Source organism: Kordiimonas marina, assembly GCF_023006325.1.
Taxonomy (GTDB): domain Bacteria; phylum Pseudomonadota; class Alphaproteobacteria; order Sphingomonadales; family Kordiimonadaceae; genus Kordiimonas; species Kordiimonas marina.
Genome location: NZ_JAINDF010000001.1, coordinates 52,074 through 74,330, shown reverse-complemented (window position 1 = coordinate 74,330; position 22,257 = coordinate 52,074). Strand labels below are relative to the sequence as shown.

The following is a 22,257-nucleotide window of genomic DNA, read 5'->3' as shown; positions in this document are numbered from 1 at the left end:
ACTAGGAACCTTCTTGGGTAGGTTTGGCTCCAAATTCACGCCACCTTACGCCCATGTAGAGAGCAATATAGGCGATGATGCCTGTCAGGACGATAAAGCCAATGATGTCATCAGTTGAGGCGCCGGAAATGCCGTGGCCAAGGTCAGTAATATAGAGGTAGAATATCTCGGCACTGATGGGCAGCAGGCATAGAATCGCAAGCCTATACCTATAGGAAATCCCGAACCCAATTATAGTGAGCAGCGTGCCTACGAGTAGACCGGGCACAATAAGTTGGTCCATGCCGTGACCAAAAAGCTGTATGGCCTGTTCCAGCAGCATTGTCTCAATAATGCTGATCCCGACGAAAATATGAACGCTTCCTACAATAAAACCCAGTCGGTAGCGCTTGGTTCCTGGCTGCTTCTTATCTGCAAAGTCATTAGCCGGAATAAGGCCGCCCCAAAACACGCCCAGCACACCAGCAATCGCCAAAGCAAATAGGTAGAAGATACCGTACATCAGGTGCTTACCACGCCAATGCTGGCGAGGGCGGCCAGATATTCCTTCAGCGCATCCATCGGCACGGGGCCGAATTCGGCGACCAGCAGGTCATGAATGTCGGCGACACTGCGCTGGCCGTTGACGAAATTGAGCGCCTCATAGGAGACTTCCTCGCCATTGTCGGCTTGCATTAGGGTCAGCTTGGCGACCTTGTCCGCGCCCAGCTTGTCCTCAAGATAGCTATAGCCGAACACGCTCATGATGCCCTTGATGGCCGGGTTATGGGTATAGACCGGGCCGGGCACGACCCTCACGCCCGTGTCTTCCTTGATTCCTGTCAGCTTCCGCATGCCGCTCGCCAGCGTGGTCAGGCCCTTGGTGTCGGCCTCGGGCGCATAGCCCTTGATGCTGCGGGTGATGCGGGCTTCCGTCGCCCAGTGGCCGCGGCTCGCGGCGGCCTGGTCCCCGGCGTCATAATCACGGGCTTTGGCCATCAGGTCACTCGCGCGTGCCACCACGGCGGGGCGGTCGAGCGCAATCAGCTTTGCGCTGTCCGCATCGGTGAGCGTGGCGAGGATTTCCGCCTGCACCACGCCGATGAAGGCGGCGCGTTTCAGCTTGGTCGGGTCGATATTGGCGGCCACATCCTTGTTGGTGTGGATATAGATATCCGGCCAGTCATGCAGGTAGGTCACCGGAATGCGCCAACTGCCCGCGGCGAAGACATCATGGTCGCTGCCGAGGGAGATCCATTCCTTGAGCGCGCTCTGCGGGTTGCGCGTGCCTTCGGGGGAGAGGAGCGGGAAGTCCGTGTCCTCGCCGTCGGCGAAGGCCTGGGTGTTCTCATTGACGAAATCGGTAATGGCCCAGGCGATGTCGCCGGAAATGTCGGCGGCGCTTTTCGGTCCGCGCGAGACCCGGAACACTGACTTGGTGGCCTGGTTGCCGCCGACCATATCCATATGGATGACGTGTTTGATGCGGGCGGCGAGGTCCGGCCGGGCGTTCAGCATGACGGTGGTCGATTCGATTTCCGCTGGCCACAGGAAGCGGATCGTGCGCTTGGGCGCCGGGATCGTGCCTTCGGCCACTAGCCGCTTCAGTACCCGTGCGGCTTCAAGGATGGCCACACAGCCGCTGGCGTTATCGTTCGCGCCGGGGCGCGGATGGTCCAGGTGGCAGCTGAAGGCGATTTCCTCATGCTTGAGCTTGGGGTCGCTGCCGGGAATGGTGGCGGTGACGATACGGTATTCGCCGGGCTCGCGCCGGGCTTCCACCTTGGCATGGAAGCGGACGCTCTCCCCCGCCTTCAGCCGCGCCTGCAGTTTGCGGGCTTCGCCGAGGCTGGTCATGAAGGCGAAGGCCTTATAGCCACGGAAGCTGGACATATGGCCCCAGCGCACCAGGCTGTCGTCCAGCTTCCACCAGCCGGTCTTCTGGTTGGCGGCGTAGGAGAGGATGCCCACAGCGCCATATTTCTGAAGCGCGAGCGCCTCCACCGCGTCCGGCTGGCTGGAGGTCAGCACGATCTTGCCGCGGATGTTTTTGCGGGCGTAATCGGCATCCGCGGTGCCCGCGCCGATATCGACGAGGTTGGCGCTGACGTCCGCGCTGTCGCTATCTTCGGCGAGGGTGAGGGGGCGTGCCGCCCAGTCGCCCAGCTTGTGGACGCGGACTTCCTTGCCGCCTTCGTCTTTCACTTCCCACAGTTCGGCGAAATCGACCTGCCAGGCGGGGCGGGATTTCTGGGTGCCGAACATGGTTTTGCCGTCCGCCGGGAAACGCAGGATCTCAGCGGTGTCATAGCCATAGGCCACTAGTTGGTCATACACATACTGGGCGGCTTCATTGAACTGGTCACTGCCGCGCATGCGATGATAGAGCGTGATGCGGTCCAGGTTCCGTTTCGCCAGCGCACCGGAGGTCTCTGCCGCGACCGCTTTCAGTTCAGCCGTCGGCATCAGGTCGGTGAGCGCGTCGGCATGGGCGGTGGTCGTCCCCATCATCAGCATGGCGGCGAAAGTGGCGAATTTCCCAGTCATATGTTTCCCCCTGACTAACTAGTCAGCGAGCTTAGGCAGCAGACGGGAAACTGGCAAGGGCAGGGTGTGGGCTTACACCGTTATGTGACTGGACTGAGGACGTCAGGCTGATTTGACGTGGCTGCCGGTACCGTCGCCCTTGGGCTTCCAGGTGCGGGCGCGGTTGATCGCCATTTTACCGGTGACTTCATCGTCGAAATCGAGGCCCGAGAGCGCCATGAGCCGGTAGAGGAGAATGGCGATGTCCGCTGTCTCCCGGCCTGTCTCCGGGGTATCCCCGGCTTCGACGGCTTCCAGAAGCTCATCCAGTTCAACGCGGGCGCGCTTCACCAGGACGGCAGGGTCGCCCACCGGGCCGAAGGTTTCTTCGGCCCAGGTGGCAATGGTTTGTTGGGTCTCGCGGTTCACTTACCCGCGTCCGCCAGCACCGAGCGGACGTTGAAGTTGGTGTCACGCCGGTCCAGCACTTCGACGAGGTCGCCGTTGCGGATATCGAAAACAAGGCCCGAAAGCTTCAGTGTGCCGGCTTCGACCCGTTCGGCCACGAACGGGAAGCTTTTCAGATTCTCGATCGACAGGTTGACCGCGGCGCGTTCGAGGATGCGCTTGCGCAGGGTCGGGTCCTTGGTGAAGCTGTCGCCATTGTCCTTGGCCCAGTCCTGCAGCGGACGCATCCAGCGGCCGACGAAGCTTTCCTCGGGCAGGGCATGGTCAACCACATTGGCGACACCGCCGCAGCCGACGTGGCCCATGACCACCACATTGTCGACTTCAAGCACGGTGACCGCGAATTCGATCGCGGCCGATGTACCGTGATAGCCGGCATCGGTTTCATAAGGCGGCACCATGGCGGCGACGTTCCTGACCACAAACAGGTCGCCGGGGCCCGCATTCAGGATCTGCTGCACGATCACCCGGCTGTCGGAGCAGGTGATGACCAGCGTATGGGGCGTCTGCCCGAAATCAGCCAGGTCCTCATAAATGCGGCGGTCTTCTTCAAAAATGACGTCGCGGAAGTGGCGATAGCCTTCACGCAGGCGGTCGTCGATGGTCATGCCAGGGTCCTCTATGCAGATGAAGATGATGTGTCAGACATCAGCTGACGTTACGGCGTCATAGCAGCTAACGATGAAAGATGAAATCCTCAATCCGCGCTGAAGGGGCACCAGCGCCAATATCCAGATAATGCAGTTCCTTGATGTTGCCGGGGCTATGGCTTTCCCGTGTCCGGCTGCTGGCATCCTCAAAGGGTTTGCGGCCGAGGCCGTAGGCCATCAGGAAGCGGACGTCGCCGTCGTCATCCACAAGCGGCAACTGCATGGTTTCATGGAGATACCGGCTGCCCTGGCTCGTGACGATGATATCACTGACCTCCGCGCCACAAGGGGTTTCCAATAGAATTTCATGGAACTTGGCCATGGGTTTATGGAACTCCAAGGGCAGCAGGTCGTAATAATTCTGGTCGGCGATCGGCAGGCCTGCGTTCCGCTCAAAGCCGCTGCCGGCATAAAATATATGGAGGTAGCAGGGGCCAAGCATTTCCGTGAGCGCCATGAAGGGCAATAGCCCAGGGAAGGTATCCGGTCCGACGTCGCTCCGGCTCGGCAGTAAGTCGTGCGCTCGCCGGGGCAGTCTGCGCCAGGCGTTGTAGAAAGCATCGAACTCTGGGTTGGGCACAAACATTGGCGCGCCTTCCTTGTGGGCTCAGTCGCTCATGCGCGGTGAGCAGCGGTATCGTAGCATCGTTCGGCCATTCTTCGCCAGCGGCGGAAGCGGCCTCCCTCAGCGGTAAAAGATAAAATCCTCAATCCGGGCTGAAGGGGCACCGGCCCCAATGTCCAGATAATGCATTTCCTTGATCGCCCTGCGTCCGATGCCTTCGATGTTACGGTCTGTCTTGTCCGTGAAGGGCTTGCGCCCGAGGCCATAGAGCAGAAGATAGGTCGGTGTGCCCTTGTCGTCGGTCAGCGGAAACTGGAGCGACTCATACAGATATTGGTTGCCGGCCTCTGTTTTCACGAAATCGGCGATATAGGCGCCGCAGGGGGTGGAGAAGAGGAGGTGGTGGAATTTCATGAGCGGCGAGCGGAAAACTTCAGGCAGCAGGTCGTAATAGTTCATGCCTGTAACCTTGAGGCCCGAAACCTGCTCCAGCACACTGCCGTAATAAAGCACCTCCATTTTCCCCGGCCCTTGATGGAGCCCGATCCCGATATTGGGCAGGAAAGGGCCAAGACGTGCCGGTGTGCAGTCAGACCTGGCGGGCAGAAAGGGGTGTCTGGATCGCGGCAAGGCCTGCCAGCAGGCCAGAAACGGGGTGAATTCTGGGCTGATCTTGTTACTGGTCGCTATGCTGTGGGCCGGGGTCATACGGTAAGGATGCCCTGGACGCGGTTATTTTTCAATCTGTCTTAGAACTGTGTCGCGTTGGTCTTCGTCAACAATATTGAGAAGAACCTCCCAGAAACCGGCCACTGCTTCCGGTCCGGCCTTCTTGTAGGCTTCGGCGACGCGGTTGCGCTGGGTGGCGAACAGCTTCTTTTCGAAGTCCTCGCCTTTGTCGGTCAGATACAGGAGACGTTGGCGGCGGTCCACTTCGCCCGGCTTCTGTTCAACATAGCCTTCATCGACAAGCTGGCCGAGCACCCGGCTCAGGCTCTGCTTGGTGATGCGCAGAAGCCCCAGGAGCCCAGACACGGTTGTCCCTGGGTTGCGTCCGACGAAATAGAGCACCCGGTGATGCGCCCGGCCAAAGCCGGACTGCGCCAGAATGTCATCTGGATCCTTGGTGAAATCGCGGTAAGCAAAGTATAAAAGCTCGATTCCGCGCCGGAGTTCTTCCTCGCGTAGATATAGGTTCGAATGAGGTAATTTGCGTTGCATCGTTCGATGATAAATCAATCAGTAAATTATGTCAGCCTTATTGACATATTAAAGACATAATGTTACTGAGATCAAGTTAAAAACGACATAATGTTATATGTCCAGGGTGTTTGGAGATTAAAGAATGGCATCTGCGCCGTATGATGACCGCGATGGTTGGATCTGGATGGATGGTGAATTCCGGCCGTGGCGAGAGTGTAAAGTCCATGTGTTAACCCACGCGCTGCACTACGCGGGCGCAGTTTTTGAAGGCCAGCGCGCCTATGGCGGCAAGATCTTCAAGCTGGATGAACATACCGAGCGGTTGTTCTATTCCGCCAAGACCTTGGGCATGGAAGTCCCCTTCACGCAGGAACAGGTCAGTGACGCCTGTAAAGAAGCCCTGGTGAAGAACAATCTCGTGGATGCGTACCTGCGGCCGGTTATCTGGCGCGGCAGCGAGATGATGGGTGTTTCTGCGCAGAAGAACACGATCCATGCTGCGATCGCGGTTTGGGAATGGCCGTCCTATTTCTCGCCCGAAGCGCGGATGAAGGGCCTGAGACTCGATATTTCCGATTGGCGTCGGCCTGCGCCTGAATGCGCGCCCGTCAAGGCGAAAGCCTCCGGCCTTTACATGATCTGCACGCTGTCGAAGCACGCGGCCGAAGCCAAGGGCTTTGATGATGCGCTGATGTTCGATTATCGCGGGCAGGTGGCGGAAGCCACCGGCGCCAACGTCTTTTTCATCAAAGACGGTGAAATCCACACGCCGAAGCCGGATTGTTTCCTTGATGGCATCACCCGCCGGACCGTGATCGGCCTCGCGAAGAAGCGCGGTATCAAGGTTATCGAACGCGCGATCATGCCGGAAGAAATGGAAGGCTTTGAACAGGCGTTCCTGACCGGTTCCGCCGCCGAGGTAACCCCGCTCAGCGAAATCGGCCCGTACCGGTTCGAGGTTGGTGAGATCACCAAGACCCTGATGCTGGACTATGACGCCTGCGTCCGCGCTTAGGCATCCGGCTTAGCCAAACATAAAAAAGCCGCCCGATGATAGGCGGTTTTTTTATTTTAAGGGGGCCTCTTATGGGGTTAGGGGGTCATCGCATCATTTTGCTGTCCTTGATGGCGCGGACGAGATCGGTCAGGGCATCGCGGACATTGACGTTCGGCAATGTGTCCAGGTCGGGGATGATAAGGTCGGCTTCACTGATGCGGCCGTTCAAGAGCTCATCCCCAGGTGGTAAGCCTTCGTAAAAATAGCCGACTTCCGTCCGCATGATGTGGGCGAGAAGGTACAGCCGGCCAGCGCTGATGCGGTTGAGGCCGCTTTCATATTTCTGCACCTGCTGATAGGAAATGCCGAGAATATTGGCGATATCCTGCTGCGACATATCGAGAAGTCGGCGGCGGTCTCTGAGGCGTTGACCCACATGCTTGTCGATCAGGTCGGCTTTTCGGGCCGACAGTGTGGCAATGTCCATACTTTCGTCATGATGTTGCCGCATAGAAACTCTCCTGTCGCAAGGTGGTTATTCTCCGTTGGCGCTTGCTTTATCCTGTGCTAGAGAATGCGCCTGCGCTCGCGGGAGCGGTTCACTCGAAAGAGTGTAAAATAATACTGAAAGTTGCATAAGGTTAAAGGTACAACCTTATGGGGGAATTGCAAGCACGCATTTGGTTCACAATACACGCGTGCGAGCGGGACATGGAGCTGACATGACAGCAGAGTGGCTGAAGAAATCCGTTTTGAGTTTGATGGTATTGGGCCTGGTTGCCTGTAGCTCCAAAGATGACGAAGACCGCTATGTCGCGCGGGATGTCGATGTCCTCTATAACCTGGCGCAGGACCAGCTTCAGAAACACCATTACAAGTTCGCAGCCAAAGCTTTCGATGAGGTAGAGCGCCAGCACCCCTATTCGGTGTGGGCCCGCCGGGCGCAGCTGATGGCGGCCTATTCCAACTATATGGCCAACAATTATGACGACGCGATCCTGGCGGCGCAGCGCTTCCTGCAGCTGCACCCGGGTAACCGTTCGGCGCCGTATGCTTATTATCTCATCGCGCTCTGCCAGTATGAGCAGGTGTCCGATGTCGGGCGGGACCAGGCCAAGACCGAGGAAGCCGAAAAGGCCCTCACAGAGGTTATCCGCCGTTATCCGAACAGCGATTATGCCCGCGATGCCAAGCTGAAGCTGGCGCTGGCGCATGATCACCTTGCCGGCAAGGATATGGAAATCGGCCGTTTCTATGAAAAGCGGCAGGAATATCTGGCGGCTGTGATCCGCTTCCGCCATGTGGTGGAAACCTATCAGACCACCAGCCATGTGCCTGAAGCCCTGCACCGTCTGGTCGAATGCTACCTGGCGCTTGGCATCTATGACGAAGCCAAGATGGCGGCAGCCGTGCTCGGCCACAACTTCCCGGGCAGCAAATGGTACCGTTACAGCTATAATCTCCTGAGCGGCAAGAACATGAAGCCGGAAGCCAAGAAAGGCTCCTGGCTCAGCAAGCTTTGGCCGTTCTGAGACGGCTCTATGAGGGGGTAAGGGGATGCTGACCGGTCTCAGCATTCGCGACATAGTTCTCATCGACAAGCTGGATCTGGATCTGGCTGGCGGCCTTACTGTGCTGACCGGGGAAACCGGCGCCGGTAAATCGATCCTGCTGGACAGCTTGGGGCTTGCGACCGGCGCGCGCGCCGACAGGGCGCTTGTGCGCCAGGGCCAGCCTCAGGGCAGCGTCAGCGCCGAATTCAACGTTTCAAGCGATCATCCCGCCTGTGCACTGCTGGCTAAGCAGGGCATGGACCACGGGGACGGCTTCGTTATCCTGCGCCGCCAGATTACGGCGGACGGTCGCAGCCGTGCCTGGGCCAACGACCAGGCCATCAGCCAGGGGCTGCTTTCCGACCTGGGCGCGCTTCTGGTTGAAGTGCATGGCCAGCATGATGACCGTGTGCTTCTGGATGCGGGCGCCCACAGGGACCTTCTGGATGCCTTCGGTGGCTATGACGACAAGATCGACGCGGTGAAAACCGCGTGGCAGGCGCACGCCCAGGCGAAGAAGGCCTTGGCGGCTGCCGAAGCTGACCTGGAAGCCGCGCGCAAGGATGAGGACTTCCTGCGCCATGCGGTCGAGGAACTGACCAGCCTGTCGCCGGAACCGGGGGAGGAAAGCGAGCTTGCCGACCGCCGCGCGCTGATGATGCAGGGCGAAAAGCTGGCTGAAGACCTCAATAGCTATCAGGATGAGCTTGCCGCCGATGGTGGGGTCGATGCCATTGTCCGCGGCGTTCTCCGCCGGATGGAACGTGCGGACGCCAGCGTCGCGGGGCTCCTGACCCCTGTCATCGAAGCGCTGGACCGCGCCGCGATTGAACTGGGCGAAGGCCTGGCTGCTCTCGATGCCCTCCAGCGCGATCTGGAGTTCGACCCCAATGAGCTGGAGCGGGTGGAAGAGCGGCTGTTCGAGATGCGCAGGCTCGCCCGCAAGCATAATTGCCAGCCGGATGACCTTGCCGTCCTCGGCGCGCAGCTGGAAGCCAGGCTGGCGGCGCTCGATGCCGGGGATGCCGCGGTTGAAGACGCGCGCCAGGCTGAGCTCGCGGCCATGAAGGCGCTCAAGTCCGCGATTGCTAACCTGTCCGCGGCTCGTACGGCCGCCGCGATGGAGCTGGACCGGTTGGTCATGGACGAATTGCCGCCGCTGAAACTGGAAAAAGCGCAGTTCCGCACGGATATCGAGGCGCTGCCGGAAGGCGAGTGGGGGCCGCATGGCGGCGACCGTGTCAGCTTCGAGGTCAAGACCAACCCGGGCACACCGTTCGGGCCGCTGATCAAGATTGCGTCTGGCGGCGAACTGGCGCGGTTTATCCTTGCGCTCAAGGTCGTGCTCGCGCGCGGCAGCAGCACGCCGGTGATGGTATTCGATGAGGTTGACCGCGGCATTGGCGGCGCGACCGCCAGTGCTGTGGGCGAGCGCCTGAAGCGCCTGACCGAAGGCGCGCAGGTGCTGGTCGTCACCCACAGCCCGCAGGTGGCGGCGCGCGGCGATCAGCAGTTCCAAATTTCGAAACGCGATGAAGGTGCGACGACCCGCACCACAGTGGTTGAGCTTTCGCGTGATGAGCGCCGGGAGGAAATCGCCCGGATGCTGGCCGGTGAGGTGATCACCGATGAGGCCCGCGCGGCGGCCGACCGCCTTCTGGATATGAATGGATAGGACATTATGGCCGACGCCTCGACCATACCCGTGAAAGACCTCACTGAAGCTGAGGCCGGGCGTGAACTTGCCCGCCTCGCCATGGAAATCGCTTTCCATGACCAGCGCTATTATGCCCATGACGATCCGGTCGTAAGCGATGCCGAGTACGATTCATTACGGGTGCGGAACAATGAGATAGAGGCCCGGTTCCCGGCGCTTGTGCGTGCGGATAGCCCGTCCAAGCGGGTCGGGGCCGCGCCGCGGTCCAGCAAGTTCGAGAAGGTGGTGCACGCGCGGCCCATGCTGTCGCTCGACAACGCTTTTTCCGATGACGATGTCGCCGAATTCGTTGGCCGGGTCCGCCGTTTCCTGGGCCTTGGCGCGCATGAGCCGGTGGAGATTACCGCCGAACCCAAGATCGACGGTCTTTCGCTCGCGCTGCGCTATGAAAGCGGCAAGCTCGTTCAGGCGGCTACGCGCGGGGATGGCTCGGTCGGGGAAAATGTCACGGTGAATGCCCGCACGATTGCGACGATCCCGCAAACGCTGAAGGGTGCCGGCTGGCCCGACATCCTTGAGGTACGTGGCGAGGTCTATATGGGCAAGGCCGACTTCATGAAGCTCAATGAAGCGCAGGAAGCCGCTGGCGCCAAAATTTTCGCGAACCCGCGCAACGCTGCGGCGGGCTCCCTGCGTCAGCTTGACCCGTCGATCACGGCCTCGCGGCCCTTGCGCTTTTTCGCCTATGCCTGGGGTGAGGCGAACAGCCTGCCGGCGGACACGCAGATGGCGGTCATCGAACGCTTTCATGACTGGGGCTTCGAGATCAACCCCATGATGGTGCTGTGCGACGGGGCTGGGGCCGCGATCGAGCAGTACCGCAAGATCGAGGCACAGCGCGCCGCGCTCGATTATGACATCGACGGCGTGGTCTATAAGATCAACCGGCTGGACTGGCAGGACCGCTTGGGCATGGTGTCGCGGGCGCCGCGCTGGGCGATCGCCCACAAGTTCCCGGCCGAACAGGCAACCACCGTCCTCAAGGATATCGACATCCAGGTCGGCCGTACCGGCGCCCTGACGCCGGTGGCCAAGCTGGAACCGGTCACTGTGGGCGGTGTGGTCGTCTCCAACGCCACCCTCCATAACCGGGATGAGATTGCCCGGCTGGATGTCCGCGTGGGCGATACCGTCGTCATCCAGCGTGCGGGTGACGTGATCCCGCAAGTGGTGGAAGTGGTGCTGGAGAAACGCCCCGCCGATGCGGTGCCGTTTGATTTTCCCGACCATTGCCCGGTTTGCGGCTCCCAGGCCGTGGCGGAAGGTGACGACGTGGTGGTGCGCTGCACCGGCGGCCTGATCTGCTCGGCCCAGCGGGTGGAGCGGCTCAAGCATTTCGTCAGCCGCAATGCCTTCGACATCGAAGGCCTGGGCGACAAGCAGGTCGAAGCGTTTGACGCCTGGGGCTGGGTGCATGAACCCGCTGACATTTTCGCCGTCCTGCCTGAAAAGCAGGAGGAGCTCGCAGGCAAGGAAGGCTTCGGCGCCAAGTCGGTCGAAAACCTTCTGGCCGCCATCGAAGACCGGCGCACCATCGATTTCCACCGGCTTCTGTTCGGGCTCGGCATCCCGTCGATCGGGCAGGAAACCGCGAAGATGCTCACGCGTCAGTTCGGCACGGTTGAGGCGCTGATCGCCTATCTTGAAGAAGCCAACGCCATCCTTGGACACCTCGCGGAGGGGCTGGAGCCGCAGGACGTGTCCTCGCTCAATTATGTGCTGATGACGCTGTCGAAGCTGAAGAAGTTTCAGGATGCGCTCAAGCCGGGCGATTTGCTCAGCGACCCGAACGGCTATGTTGAACTGGTCGCCGAGCGTGTGGAGCAGATCAAAAGCGGCAAGCTCAAGCAGGAGAATGTGAAGCTCCAGCATCTGGAGACTGTCGCGGCTTTCCTGGAGCGGGACGGTTTCCGCTTCCCGCTTGAGGATGCCCGCGCGCTTCTCAAGCATAATGCCGTGTTGGGGGACATTGATGGCATCGGGGTCGATGCGATACTGAATCTCGAGGACTTTTACTTCGAGGAACGCAACCGCAAGGCGGTGACTCGGCTTCTTGACTATCTGAGTGTGAACCCCGCGCTTGCGCAGGCGTCCGACAGCCCGGTTTCCGGCAAGACGGTGGTCTTCACCGGAACGCTGGAGAAGATGACCCGGAACGAAGCCAAGGCACGCGCGGAAAGCCTGGGGGCCAAGGTGGCGGGCTCGGTTTCCGCCAAGACGGATATTGTCGTCGCCGGGCCGGGGGCAGGGTCCAAGCTCAAGAAAGCGCAGGACCTGGGCGTGGCGGTCATGACCGAAGACGAATGGCTCGGCCTCATCGGCGGCTAAGCGGGCAGCCTGACACGACTTAAGCTTGCCGTCTTTCCCCCGCGCCGGTACGCTGGCTGGAAATAGAGGGGGAAAGCCATGGCAATCAAATTGTTGCGGGTAACAGCGCCGATCGCGGCGGAAGCCAGCATAAGCAAGCTCGCGCAGACAGGCGGGGTTATTTCCTTCTACAAGGGCACCGAGCTTGAGGACGACCACGCCCTCTATTTCATGCTGATCGGCACGGAACGCCGGCAGAAACTCATCGACGAGCTCCAGAAGCTTCTGGACACCTCCTCCAAGGCGCGGATCGACATCATGCCGGTCGATGCCACCTTGCCGCCCGTCGAGATGCCGGGCGCCAGCGACACCCGTGAGGAGCTGTATCAGAAGATCGGGCAGGGTGTGCATTTCGACCTCTCGTATCTTGTCCTGACCTTCCTCTCCACCATTGTGGCGCTTATCGGCCTGGTGCAGGACAATGTTGCCGTCATTATCGGCGCCATGGTGATCGCGCCTTTCCTTGGCCCGAACCTGGCTTTCGCCTTCGGCACCAGCCTGGGGGACCGGGAACTGATGTGGAAGGCCTTCAGGACCGGCACAGGCGGTGTGGCCTTCGCCGTGTTCATCTCGGCCGTCACCGGCCTCATATGGCACCAACCCCCGGCAAGCCATGAACTGCTGATCCGCACGGAAGTTGGCATCGGCAGCGTGGCCCTGGCGGCTGCCTCCGGGGTGGCTGGGGTGCTTTCGCTTACCTCCGGCCTGTCGATGACGCTGGTGGGCGTGATGGTCGCTGTGGCCTTGTTGCCGCCTGCGGCCACCTGTGGCTTCATGATCGGGGTGATGGACTTCAAGGCCGCCTTCGGGGCCTTCCTGCTCCTCAGCGTCAACGTCGTCTGCGTGAACCTGTCCGGGCTCATGGTTTTCATGGCCAAGGGTATCCGCGCCCGTGAATGGTTCGAACGGCGCATGGCCAAGCCCTATGTCTATGGCGGTGTTCTTGTGTGGTCCCTTCTCCTGGCCGCCCTGATTATCGCGATCGACCTGCTGCCGGCCTCTTTTCGCGTCGCGCAATAAACAAAAAGACCAGTCAGTCTAGATATTCCAATATTACGGTTGTGTTGCGATATAGCCATGCGTTTAACGCATGGCTAGCCTGCGTTTTTATGCACTTTTTATTCGCGAAGAGCGGGCCTATCTAGGCTCTGTCAGCAAGACAGCTGACAAATAAAACAAAATGTTCAGCGAGCAAGATTTCAGGAGAAGCCCCAATGGCAAATGCAGCACAAATGGTTGAGCAAATTAATCCCTTCACCTTTATGGGCCTGATGGCGTCGAAAGGTAATATTCCCGGTGTTGTGAGTAAGTCGGATGACAAACAATTCATGCTTGTCGCCCTTGAAGAAGGCGCGCGTGGTCTTGTTTCTGATCTTACTGCCAAAGGTGACTTCTTCTCCCTCATGACCGAATTCGGCATGATGAAGGCTGAAGATCCCAAGAAACCCTACATGTTCCGGATCGTTCGTCCGAGCGGCCTGGGTGGTGGTTTCAAGGGCGGCAACTTCGGCGGTGGTGCTTTCGCCCACTAAGGATTTCCCCCCAAAGGAACGGGTTCCTCCCTCCCCAACTCCCTTTTGGCCCGTTCCTGATCTAGGCCGTTCCTCCCAAGCGGCCTAGGGCTTGCGCAAAACCAGCGCAAGCCATTCCCCTTTCTCCACTCTGCCCTGAGTGTCTAGTCCTTGCGCCTCATAAGGCGCGAGGACTTCTTTTTCCTGGGTCACAAGCAGGCCGGACAGCACAAGGGTGCCGCCGGAGGCAAGGACGCCGGTAATATCGGGTGCGAGGGTGATCAGCGGACCGGCCAGGATATTGGCGCAGATCAGGTCGAAGGGTCCTTCATCCTTGAAGGCCGGGTCGTCAAGCCCAGGGGCGACGATGCAGGCGATGCCCGCGCCGCGCGTTCCGGCTGTGCGGGCGACGCCCTTGTTGATCTCGACATTTTCTACCGTCACATCGATGGCGATGGGGTCGATATCGCTGGCGACGATCTCAAGCGAAGGCCAGACCTTCTGGGCGGCCAGGGCCAGCACGCCTGAGCCGGTGCCGAGGTCGAGCATGGTTTTCGGCGTGAGGCTATCGGCCAGTTCGTCCAGAACATCCAGGCAGGCGGACGTGGTTTCATGCTTGCCGGTTCCGAAGGCTTGCCCGGCGTCGATCAACAGGTTGATGGCATCGGGGCGGGCCTTGTCGGCATCATGGCTGCCGAAGACGAAAAAGCGCCCGGCTTCCACCGGTTGCAGCAGCTTCTGGCTTTCCGCCACCCAGTCTTTTTCCTCAACCGGTTCAAAACTTTCCACCCAGTCGCTGCCGCCCATGCGCTCGATGACTTCCTCGACAAAGCCGCTTTCCGGGGCTTCGGGGAAGAAAACTTCGATGACCCAGGGCTCATCCGGCGCCTGTTCGAACATGGACAGGGTGGGCGGGAAGACGCCTCTTTCTTCGGCCATCTGTTCAAGGATGGTTTCAAGCTTGGCGGAGTCTTCCTGCCTCAGTTCGCCTTTGAGGCACCAGATATCGCTCGTCATGGGAAGCTCCTTTGAAAAATGGCTTAGGGTCAAGCCCTAGGCGCGGGACACGAAAGTGTCGACCACGCGTTTGGTGCCGGCTTTATCGAAGGCCACAAGCAGTTTGTTGCCCTCGACATCCTCAATGAGGCCATAGCCGAACTTGTCATGGAAAACCCGCTCGCCGACCGCATAGTCGCTGATAGGCGTGGGCTTGGGTTTGCTGACGCGGGTCGCCCGGCCTTCGATGGTGGGGGCGGACGGTCGGCGGTAGCTGGTCTGCTGTTGGTCACGCCAGCTTTGTGCGCGTTTGTAGCCCGGGCCGTATTTGTCGCCCGAACTGGTGTAGTAGCCGGCTTGGTCACCGGACCAGTCATCCTGACCCCAGCCGCCGGGGCGAGGCTGTTGCCGGTTATAAATGCCCTGGGCGCTATCCATCTCCACCAGATGGCCGGGTAGTTCGTCGATAAACCGGCTCGGCAGGCTGGACTGCCACTGGCCGAATACCTGGCGGTTGCCCGCGAACAGCACATAGGCTTTTTTCTTGGCCCGCGTCAGCCCGACATAGGCGAGGCGGCGTTCTTCCTCCAGCCCCTTCATGCCGGTTTCATCCAGCGCGCGCTGGTTCGGGAACAGGCCTTCTTCCCAGCCGGGCAGGAAGACGGTATCGAATTCCAACCCCTTGGCGGCATGGAGTGTCATCAGCGAGACTTTCTCCGCCGTGTCATTGCTGGCGTTATCCATCACAAGCGAGATGTGTTCGAGATAACCGCCGAGGTTCTCGAACTCGCCCATGCCGGACACCAGTTCCTTGACGTTCTCCAGCTTGCCGGGGGCATCGGGTGACTTGTCCTTCTGCCACATCTCCATATAGCCCGATTCCTCGAGCATGATTTCGGTCATTTCCACGTGGCTCGAGGTCTGCAGGAGGCCGCGCCAACGGTCGAAATCATCCATCAAACCGCGCAGCGAATTACGCGCGGCGGGGCGAAGCTCGTCCAGTTCGACAATCTGGCGCGCGGCGCGGGTCAGCGAAATGCCGTGCGCGCGGGCGATGTGATGAACCTTCTGGAGGGTCGCGTCCCCGAGGCCGCGCTTGGGTACATTGACGATGCGCTCGAACGCCAGGTCGTCATCCGGCTGGGCAATCACCCTCAGGTAGGCCAGCACATCGCGGCTTTCGGCGCGCTCATAGAAACGCGGGCCGCCGACCACGCGGTAAGGCAGGCCGAGGGTGATCATGCGTTCCTCGATCTCGCGCATCTGGAAACCGGTGCGGACGAGCACGGCCACTTCCGAAAGCGGCGTCTGCTTGCTCATCAGGTTTTCGATTTCCTCACCGATCAGGCGGGCTTCCTCAGGCGCGTCCCACACACCGCGGATTTCGATCTTCTCGCCGTCTTCGTCCTCGGTCCACAGGGTCTTGCCCAGGCGGCCTTCGTTGGCGGCGATCAGCGCTGAGGCGGCCGCGAGAATATGACCGGTGGAGCGGTAATTCTGCTCAAGCCGGACGATCTTGGCGCCCGGGAAATCCTCGGAGAAGCGCAGGATATTGCCAACTTCAGCGCCGCGCCAGCCATAGATGGACTGATCGTCATCCCCCACGCAGCAGATATTGTGCGTGGCCTGGGCCAGCAGCCTGAGCCACAGATACTGGGCGACGTTGGTATCCTGATACTCATCGACCAGGATGTAGCGGAACTGGTGGTGATATTCCTTCAGCACATCCGGGCGTGTCTGGAACAGTGTGATGACATGCATCAGCAGGTCGCCGAAGTCACAGGCATTCAGGACCTGAAGCCGTTCCTGATACAGCCGGTACAGCTTGGACCCCAGGCCGTTGGCGTAAGCGTGGGCCTCACCCTCCGGCAGCTTGCCGGGGCTGATCGCGCGATTCTTCCAGCGGTCGATGAGACCGGCAAGAACGCGGGCGGGCCAGCGCTTGTCATCGATGCCTTCGGCCTGGATAAGCTGCTTCAGAAGCCGGATCTGGTCGTCTGTGTCCAGGATGGTGAAGTTGGATTTGAGGCCGACAAGCTCGGCGTGTTTCCTGAGGATTCGCACACAGATACTGTGGAAGGTGCCGATCCACATGCCTTCGACCGGGCGGCCGATGACGCGGGCGACGCGGTCCTGCATTTCCTTCGCAGCCTTGTTGGTGAAGGTAACAGCCAGGATGTTCCAGGGGGCAGCCTTGCCCGTGGCCATCAGGTGGCCAAGCCGGGTGGTCAGCACCCGGGTCTTGCCGGTACCTGCACCCGCGAGAACCAGAAGCGGGCCTTCGGTTGCTAGCACGGCTTCGCGCTGGGGTGCGTTGAGGCCTTCAAGGTAAGGCGGATCACCCGCAGGCGCGTGCGCTGCAGCCGGGGCGGGCGTGTCGTCGAAATCGTCCAGATCGAAGGGGTCGTTCATCATCGCGCTTCTATAGCATCCGCTTGCAGCCGGGGCCAAGCGCCGTTTCAGTCTGCCTTGGTCTCGTCCGGGTTGGCGGCGTCTGCTTGCTGCGGGATGGCTTCGTCCTGAACGTTTTCAGCCTGAGAGCTTTCTGCAGGGACGGTGGGCGCATCTTCCTGGAGGGCGGGCTCGCTTTGCAGGGGCGCGTCCGGTTCCACGACCGGCATGGTCGGCTGACGGAGCTTGCTGTCGCCGATGAAGTTAAGCGCCAGGATCTGGTAAACGCCTTCCTTGCACACCAGCTTGGAGACGCCGTTTGCGATCAGCGCGCTCAGCATAATTGGCAGCACCAATGCGTGGTTCTCAGTCATTTCGGACACGATGACGAAGCTGGTGATCGGGGCCTGCACGACACCGGAAAGATAGGCGGCCATGCACAGGATAGCGAACACGCTGATCGGCACGTCCGGCATCAGGTGGCTCAGGTTGGCGCCAATCCCGGCGCCGACAGCGAGGGACGGGGAGAACAGGCCGCCCGGGATGCCGCTGATGGACGACAGCGCGGTGGCGATAAGTTTCAGCGGGCCGAACAGCGGCGAGAGATTGCTTTCACCGCTCATGATCGACTGGGATTCTTCATAGCCCGTCCCGAAGACGCTACCGCCCGCGGCAAAGCCACACAGGCTGACACCCGCGCCACACAGGACGGCGAACATGACCGGGTGCGCCTTGACCCATTTACCGGCTTTGCCGGGGAAGCCTTCGGCTGCGATTGCCAGGACCCGGCTGAACAGGCCGCCGGCCAAGCCACACACGGCACCGGCGACGAAAACTGCCAGCCATCCGGGGCCGATCGGCAGCACGGCAACGGTTTGGCCGAAATAGGCATAGTTCCCAAGAACGGCGAGAGAGGTCAGACCCGCGGCGATCACGGTGCCGAGCACAAGGCCGCTGGTGCGGACCTCGAATGAGCGGCTCATTTCCTCGATCCCGAACACGATCCCGGCAAGCGGTGCGTTAAAGGCAGCAGCCACGCCCGCGGCGGACCCTGCAAGCAACAGGCCCGGTTGGCGGTGGGGGGACAGGCGGCCGAACAAAAGCATGATGGCGGCGCCAACCTGCACGGTCGGTCCCTCACGGCCGATCGAGGCACCGCACAGTAGCCCGACCCCGAGCATCGCGATTTTCGCCATCGACGCCTTCATGGAGACAAGCGCCTTGCGGGCTTTGATGTCTGCAAGCTGGCGGGCGGCGATCACCTGCGGGATGCCGCTGCCCTTGGCCAGCGGGAAGAAACGAATCGTCAGCCAGGCAATCAGCCCCAGGCCGATGGGCGGCAGCATATAGGCCACGACCGGCCACCGTGTGAGCACGGTACCGAAGGCGCGGTGTGCTTCATCCGCCATGTAGGCCATGCCGACCGCGAAAGCGCCCACTGTCAGGCCGCCAAGCACGAACATGATCCGCCGTGTCCAGCGTGTCAGCCAGACGCGGTGTGCGCGGTGGTCTGTCAAATGATGCAAGTGCGACGGCATGGGGCGTTCCTGTAAGCGGTAAGCATTACAAATGTTTTTGGTATTCGAAAATGCGCCCGGTCTGGAATGCATCCGGTCTGGGAAGCTGCGTTTCAGAGGGGGCGTCAGGGCCGAATCGGTTGGCGGTGATCCTAACAGGAGTTTACGCGCCGTCAACATAGACAGAGAGGGAAATTCCGCCGTATCCTTGCCCCAATTCCGCGGATACTTATAGGCGGTAGGAATGGGCGGATGAATGCCCACGAATCGGAGGCCGGACGTGAAACAGAACAAGCTCGCCAAAATCGCTTATTGGGTGGCGGGAAGTATCGTTGGTCTCATCATTCTCCTGTCGGTTCTCCTGAACTTTCTGGACTGGAATCAGTACCGCAGTACCCTGGCCGCCATGGCATCCGACCAGCTTGGAATGCGGGTGGAACTGGCGGGCGACGTGAAGCTCGCCCTGTTCCCGCACCCGCTGGTGTCCGCCCGGTCTGTGCGCATCACGCCTGAAGGGGCGGCAAGTACGGACGGCGCTGTCGCTACCGCCGACCGGATCGAAATGAAGCTCGGGCTCTCTGAACTCCTGAGCGGGCAGATCGCCGTCTCCCAGCTCAATCTCGATGGTCTCAGCCTGAAGGTGGCAGAGGATGCGGATGGCAGCTGGCGAGTCAAAGGCTGGCCGCAGCGCACGGATACGGGGGGCACGCCGACGGCCATCCAGCTTGATAAGCTCCAGGTCAATGGCGGGCGGATCAATATCCAGCCATACGGCACACCCGCGCGCGTGGTGGAGGACCTTTCCTTCGAGCTTTCGGGCATGGTGCCGTCCGGGCCATTGGAATGGCAGGGCACTTTCGTCAGCGCGGGCGAGAAAGTAACCACGGACGGCAGAATGCGGCCGTCACCCGAACGGGACGACTTCGCCTTCAAGAGTGACTTCACCCTCCAGGGCGGCACCATGACGCTGTCCGGCCGGGTCGGGGCCGCGGACGGGGCCGGTCGTATCCAGCTTTCCGGTGACAGTCTCAAGAATTTCCTGAGCGCCGCGCGCCGCGTCTTTGTGGGCGGTGGGGCTGATGTGACCATGCCGGACATGGGTTTCTCGCTCGATGTGCAGGCGGACCGCAAGGGCGATGTCACCCATCTTGTTTCCAGGCAGGTGGAGCTTGGCAGCACGCAGGGCCGGCTGGACCTCACGCTTGCGCAAAAAGGCGGTCAGCCGCATGTGGCGGGTGCCTTGACCCTCGGCATTATCGACCTGAAGCCCTGGGCGGATGCTTTCAAGACGCTGCCGGTGAAGGCTGAGGGCACTCCGGCTCAGGCCCAGTCTTCAGCTCAGCCTTCTGGTTCGTCCCCAGCCCAATCCTCTACGCAGTCCCCGGCTCCGGCCTCGGTGCAGTCCCCCGCCAAGGGCAAGGGGCAGGCCCAAGCGATGAAGATGCCCCTGACGGGTACGCTCGATATCTCGGTGGAGGCACTGCAGATCGGCGGCGATGCTGTCCAGCATTTGGAAGCTGTAGCCGGTCTCGCGCCTGACGGCCCCTATGTGACCAGCCTTCAAGGCCTGATGCCGGGCGGCAGTGCGGTGTCCTTCCAGGGGCATGTTGCCCTCAAGGACGGTGGCGAAGGCCAGGTTCGGATGACCTCAGGCAACCTGCAGGCGTTTCTGAAATGGCTCGGGAGTGATGTTTCCAAGAGCGTGCAGCCGGGCCGGCTCGCCACTGCGGACCTTAGTGGCACGCTTACCGTTTCCGCGGACGACTGGTCGCTCAAGGACCTCACGGGCAAGGTCGACACCATGGCGCTCAAGGGCCATATCTCTGGCGCGCGGGATGACGGGATGCCGACCGACGTGGCGCTGACAGTCGATCAGGTCAATCTGGATGCCTATATGGCGAAAGCTGGCAAGGGCGAGGCGGACTTCGCGGCCCTGATGCCGCTGAAGCCCATGGCGTTCGACCTGCAGGCAGGGGCGCTTTTGTGGCAGGGCAGCCAGTTCAGCAATGTTCATCTGAACGGTAAGGCCGGGGGCAAGCATCTGTCGCTGGAAGCAGGCGATGTTTCCTATGAAGACGGCCGCCTGGCCCTGGCCGGGGACCTGCGCCACGATGCCGACACCTGGGTCGCGGACCTCAACCTGAACGCCGACAAGTGGCGACTGCCGTTTGTCCGGGCCTTCATGCCGGAAGCAAAGCCGTATCTGACGGCCCTCAGGGCAAACAGCGTCAGCGGTAAGGTGAGCCTGACCGGCCCCATGAGCAACCTCCGCCTGTCCAGCCATCTGGACCAGGGGGTGGGCACCTGGGTCCTGAACGGCAGCGCCGGGGTGAAAGGCGGGGCACTTGATGCCCTCAATGTGCAAGGCACGGTCAGCCACAAGAATCTGGCGCCGCTGATGCATCTTCTCGGGCTCAAGGATGCCCGCAACCTGCCTGCGTCGCTGACGGTCAGCGCCGCGCGTCAGGAAGCCGGGGCACCGCTGGCCCTGCGCCTGAGCGGGGACCTCGCCGGGGGGCAGATTATTGCGGATGGCCGCATGGCGCCCGCGGGCCGCAAGATCCAGGTTACCTATGACCATAAGGTGGCGGCACAGGCCTTCAGGCGGTTTGGGCTCGGGCTTGCAGCGCCTGAACCGGCTGAGCCGGTCCACGCCGACCTTACCCTCGTTCTGGAGGAGGGCGGCTGGCGTCTGGACGGTGTCGATATGCGCAATGGCGGGGCCTCTCTGCGCGGCGCGCTTGCCGGTAAAGGCACGGCGGATGTAACCGGCAGTCTGAAGCTCGCCGGGTACCGGGTGCGCACCGGGCGTCTTGGCTCGGCGGCGCCGGAGACCGACAACAGCTTCCAGATGCCGACAGGCTGGGAAGGTTACAGCGGGAAAGTCGCGCTTGCGATTGACAGCCTGGCTATTTCGGGCCAGCGGCTGGATGCGCCCCATGCGACGGCGGTGGCCGACAAGGGCACGCTGACGCTTGACCTCGGGGCCGACGCCAAACTGAACGGCGCACCTGCGGCAGGCAGTTTTACCCTCAAGGACGGCAAGATCCCGGTGCTGAACGGCCGGATGAAGCTGGATTCCGTCGATATCGGCAGCTTCTTCAAGGCGCAAGGCTTGGGCGGCATCGCAAGCGGTAGCACGGGCTTCACCTTCGATTTCGATGCGAAAGGAGCAAGCGGCGACGCGATCCTCCGCTCCGCCAAGGGGCATGGTGTCCTCAAGGGGCGTGCGGGCACGCTCAACTTCCTTTCGGTGCCGCAGCTTGTGCAGGAAATAAGGTCGGCGCCGTCGGGGCTTTCATTCCTCAATGTGGTTGGCGGTCTGTTGCGGACCGGGCAGACCACCTATAGCGATATGGATGCCAGCTTCACGCTCGATGGCGGTACCGCGCTTGTCGAAACCGCCAAGGCTGCCGGGACATGGGGGAACTTAACCCTCGATGGTCAGATCAACCTGCTGGCGCGGCAGATGGACATGAAAGGCGTGCTCGCGCTCACGAGCCCGCCGGACACGCCCGCGATTCCGGTCACCTATAAGGGGAGGCTGGATGATCCGGCGGCAAACTGGACCAGCCGCGCGCTTGAAAAGTTTGTTATCTCCGGGGTGGAAAGCCGTCTGCGGTCAAGCCTGTTCAAAGAGCAGCAGGCCCAGAAGACCGGGGAAGGGGCGGAAGCCAACCCGGGGGCTGCGGTGTTCGGCCGGGCCTTCGATATGCTTATGTCCTTGAAGAAAAAGCAGGAAACGGCTGACACGAAGAAGAAAGACGACACAGCCAAGAAGCAGGAGCCCGGCAGCAAGCCCAAGTGAGGGAAGGGG

General features: G+C 61.1%; 18 protein-coding genes. 7 read left to right on the top strand and 11 right to left on the bottom strand.

What is annotated here, in order from left to right:
• Window position 1 precedes the first annotated feature (1 nt).
• The 7 genes from K6118_RS00370 to K6118_RS00340 form a co-directional block, all read right to left on the bottom strand.
• Window positions 2-502 carry a hypothetical protein gene (locus K6118_RS00370; RefSeq protein ID WP_247118139.1) on the bottom strand — a complete coding sequence of 167 codons (501 nt, stop codon included), beginning with the start codon at window positions 500-502 and terminating at the stop codon, window positions 2-4.
• Window positions 502-2,526, bottom strand: a complete 2,025-nt coding sequence (locus tag K6118_RS00365) for a M28 family peptidase (RefSeq protein WP_247118138.1) — start codon at window positions 2,524-2,526, stop codon at window positions 502-504. The genes K6118_RS00370 and K6118_RS00365 overlap by 1 nt, the downstream gene beginning before the upstream one ends.
• 102 nt (window positions 2,527-2,628) lie before the next feature.
• Entirely contained in the window at window positions 2,629-2,934 is a 306-nt protein-coding gene (locus K6118_RS00360; RefSeq protein ID WP_247118137.1) for a dATP/dGTP pyrophosphohydrolase domain-containing protein, read from the bottom strand.
• A complete protein-coding gene (locus K6118_RS00355) occupies window positions 2,931-3,581 on the bottom strand; it encodes a carbonic anhydrase (RefSeq protein ID WP_247118136.1) in 651 nt (216 codons plus the stop codon). Before K6118_RS00355 ends, K6118_RS00360 begins: the two co-directional genes overlap by 4 nt.
• Window positions 3,582-3,648: 67 nt before the next feature.
• Complete coding sequence (locus K6118_RS00350) at window positions 3,649-4,209, bottom strand: PAS domain-containing protein (protein WP_247118135.1); 561 nt, start codon at window positions 4,207-4,209, stop codon at window positions 3,649-3,651.
• A gap of 99 nt (window positions 4,210-4,308) precedes the next feature.
• Window positions 4,309-4,896, bottom strand: a complete 588-nt coding sequence (locus K6118_RS00345) for a PAS domain-containing protein (RefSeq protein WP_247118134.1) — start codon at window positions 4,894-4,896, stop codon at window positions 4,309-4,311.
• 24 nt (window positions 4,897-4,920) lie between these two features.
• Window positions 4,921-5,409, bottom strand: coding sequence for a MarR family winged helix-turn-helix transcriptional regulator (locus K6118_RS00340; RefSeq protein WP_247118133.1), 489 nt, complete (start codon window positions 5,407-5,409; stop codon window positions 4,921-4,923).
• A gap of 124 nt (window positions 5,410-5,533) precedes the next feature.
• Here K6118_RS00340 and K6118_RS00335 point away from each other — a divergent pair, with 124 nt between their 5' ends.
• A complete protein-coding gene (locus K6118_RS00335) occupies window positions 5,534-6,406 on the top strand; it encodes a branched-chain amino acid aminotransferase (protein WP_247118132.1) in 873 nt (290 codons plus the stop codon).
• An 85-nt stretch (window positions 6,407-6,491) separates the two neighbouring features.
• On the opposite strand, the gene K6118_RS00330 is transcribed toward K6118_RS00335, so the two are convergent.
• Window positions 6,492-6,899 carry a helix-turn-helix domain-containing protein gene (locus K6118_RS00330; RefSeq protein WP_247118131.1) on the bottom strand — a complete coding sequence of 136 codons (408 nt, stop codon included), beginning with the start codon at window positions 6,897-6,899 and terminating at the stop codon, window positions 6,492-6,494.
• 211 nt (window positions 6,900-7,110) lie between these two features.
• On the opposite strand from K6118_RS00330, the gene K6118_RS00325 reads away from it, so the two are divergent.
• From K6118_RS00325 to K6118_RS00305, 5 genes are all read left to right on the top strand, one after another.
• Window positions 7,111-7,920, top strand: a complete 810-nt coding sequence (locus K6118_RS00325) for an outer membrane protein assembly factor BamD (RefSeq protein WP_247118130.1) — start codon at window positions 7,111-7,113, stop codon at window positions 7,918-7,920.
• A 25-nt stretch (window positions 7,921-7,945) separates the two neighbouring features.
• Window positions 7,946-9,616: a DNA repair protein RecN gene (recN, locus tag K6118_RS00320; RefSeq protein WP_247118129.1), complete on the top strand. Its 1,671-nt coding sequence runs from the start codon at window positions 7,946-7,948 to the stop codon at window positions 9,614-9,616.
• A 6-nt stretch (window positions 9,617-9,622) separates the two neighbouring features.
• Entirely contained in the window at window positions 9,623-11,986 is a 2,364-nt protein-coding gene (gene ligA / locus K6118_RS00315) for an NAD-dependent DNA ligase LigA (protein ID WP_247118128.1), read from the top strand.
• 78 nt (window positions 11,987-12,064) lie between these two features.
• Window positions 12,065-13,045, top strand: coding sequence for a TIGR00341 family protein (locus K6118_RS00310; RefSeq protein ID WP_247118127.1), 981 nt, complete (start codon window positions 12,065-12,067; stop codon window positions 13,043-13,045).
• A gap of 194 nt (window positions 13,046-13,239) precedes the next feature.
• On the top strand, window positions 13,240-13,557 hold the full coding sequence (locus tag K6118_RS00305) for a hypothetical protein (RefSeq protein ID WP_247118126.1): 318 nt from the start codon (window positions 13,240-13,242) through the stop codon (window positions 13,555-13,557).
• An 84-nt stretch (window positions 13,558-13,641) separates the two neighbouring features.
• Here the strand turns inward: K6118_RS00305 and K6118_RS00300 are convergent, their stop codons facing one another.
• From K6118_RS00300 to K6118_RS00290, 3 genes are read right to left on the bottom strand one after another with little or no spacing between them, the layout of a single operon-like run.
• Window positions 13,642-14,553: a 50S ribosomal protein L11 methyltransferase gene (locus K6118_RS00300; RefSeq protein WP_247118125.1), complete on the bottom strand. Its 912-nt coding sequence runs from the start codon at window positions 14,551-14,553 to the stop codon at window positions 13,642-13,644.
• A 36-nt stretch (window positions 14,554-14,589) separates the two neighbouring features.
• Window positions 14,590-16,947, bottom strand: coding sequence for an ATP-dependent helicase (locus tag K6118_RS00295; protein ID WP_247118124.1), 2,358 nt, complete (start codon window positions 16,945-16,947; stop codon window positions 14,590-14,592).
• 44 nt (window positions 16,948-16,991) lie between these two features.
• Window positions 16,992-18,461, bottom strand: a complete 1,470-nt coding sequence (locus K6118_RS00290; RefSeq protein ID WP_247118123.1) for a chloride channel protein — start codon at window positions 18,459-18,461, stop codon at window positions 16,992-16,994.
• 259 nt (window positions 18,462-18,720) lie between these two features.
• Here K6118_RS00290 and K6118_RS00285 point away from each other — a divergent pair, with 259 nt between their 5' ends.
• A complete protein-coding gene (locus K6118_RS00285; RefSeq protein WP_247118122.1) occupies window positions 18,721-22,248 on the top strand; it encodes an AsmA family protein in 3,528 nt (1,175 codons plus the stop codon).
• Window positions 22,249-22,257: the final 9 nt, after the last annotated feature.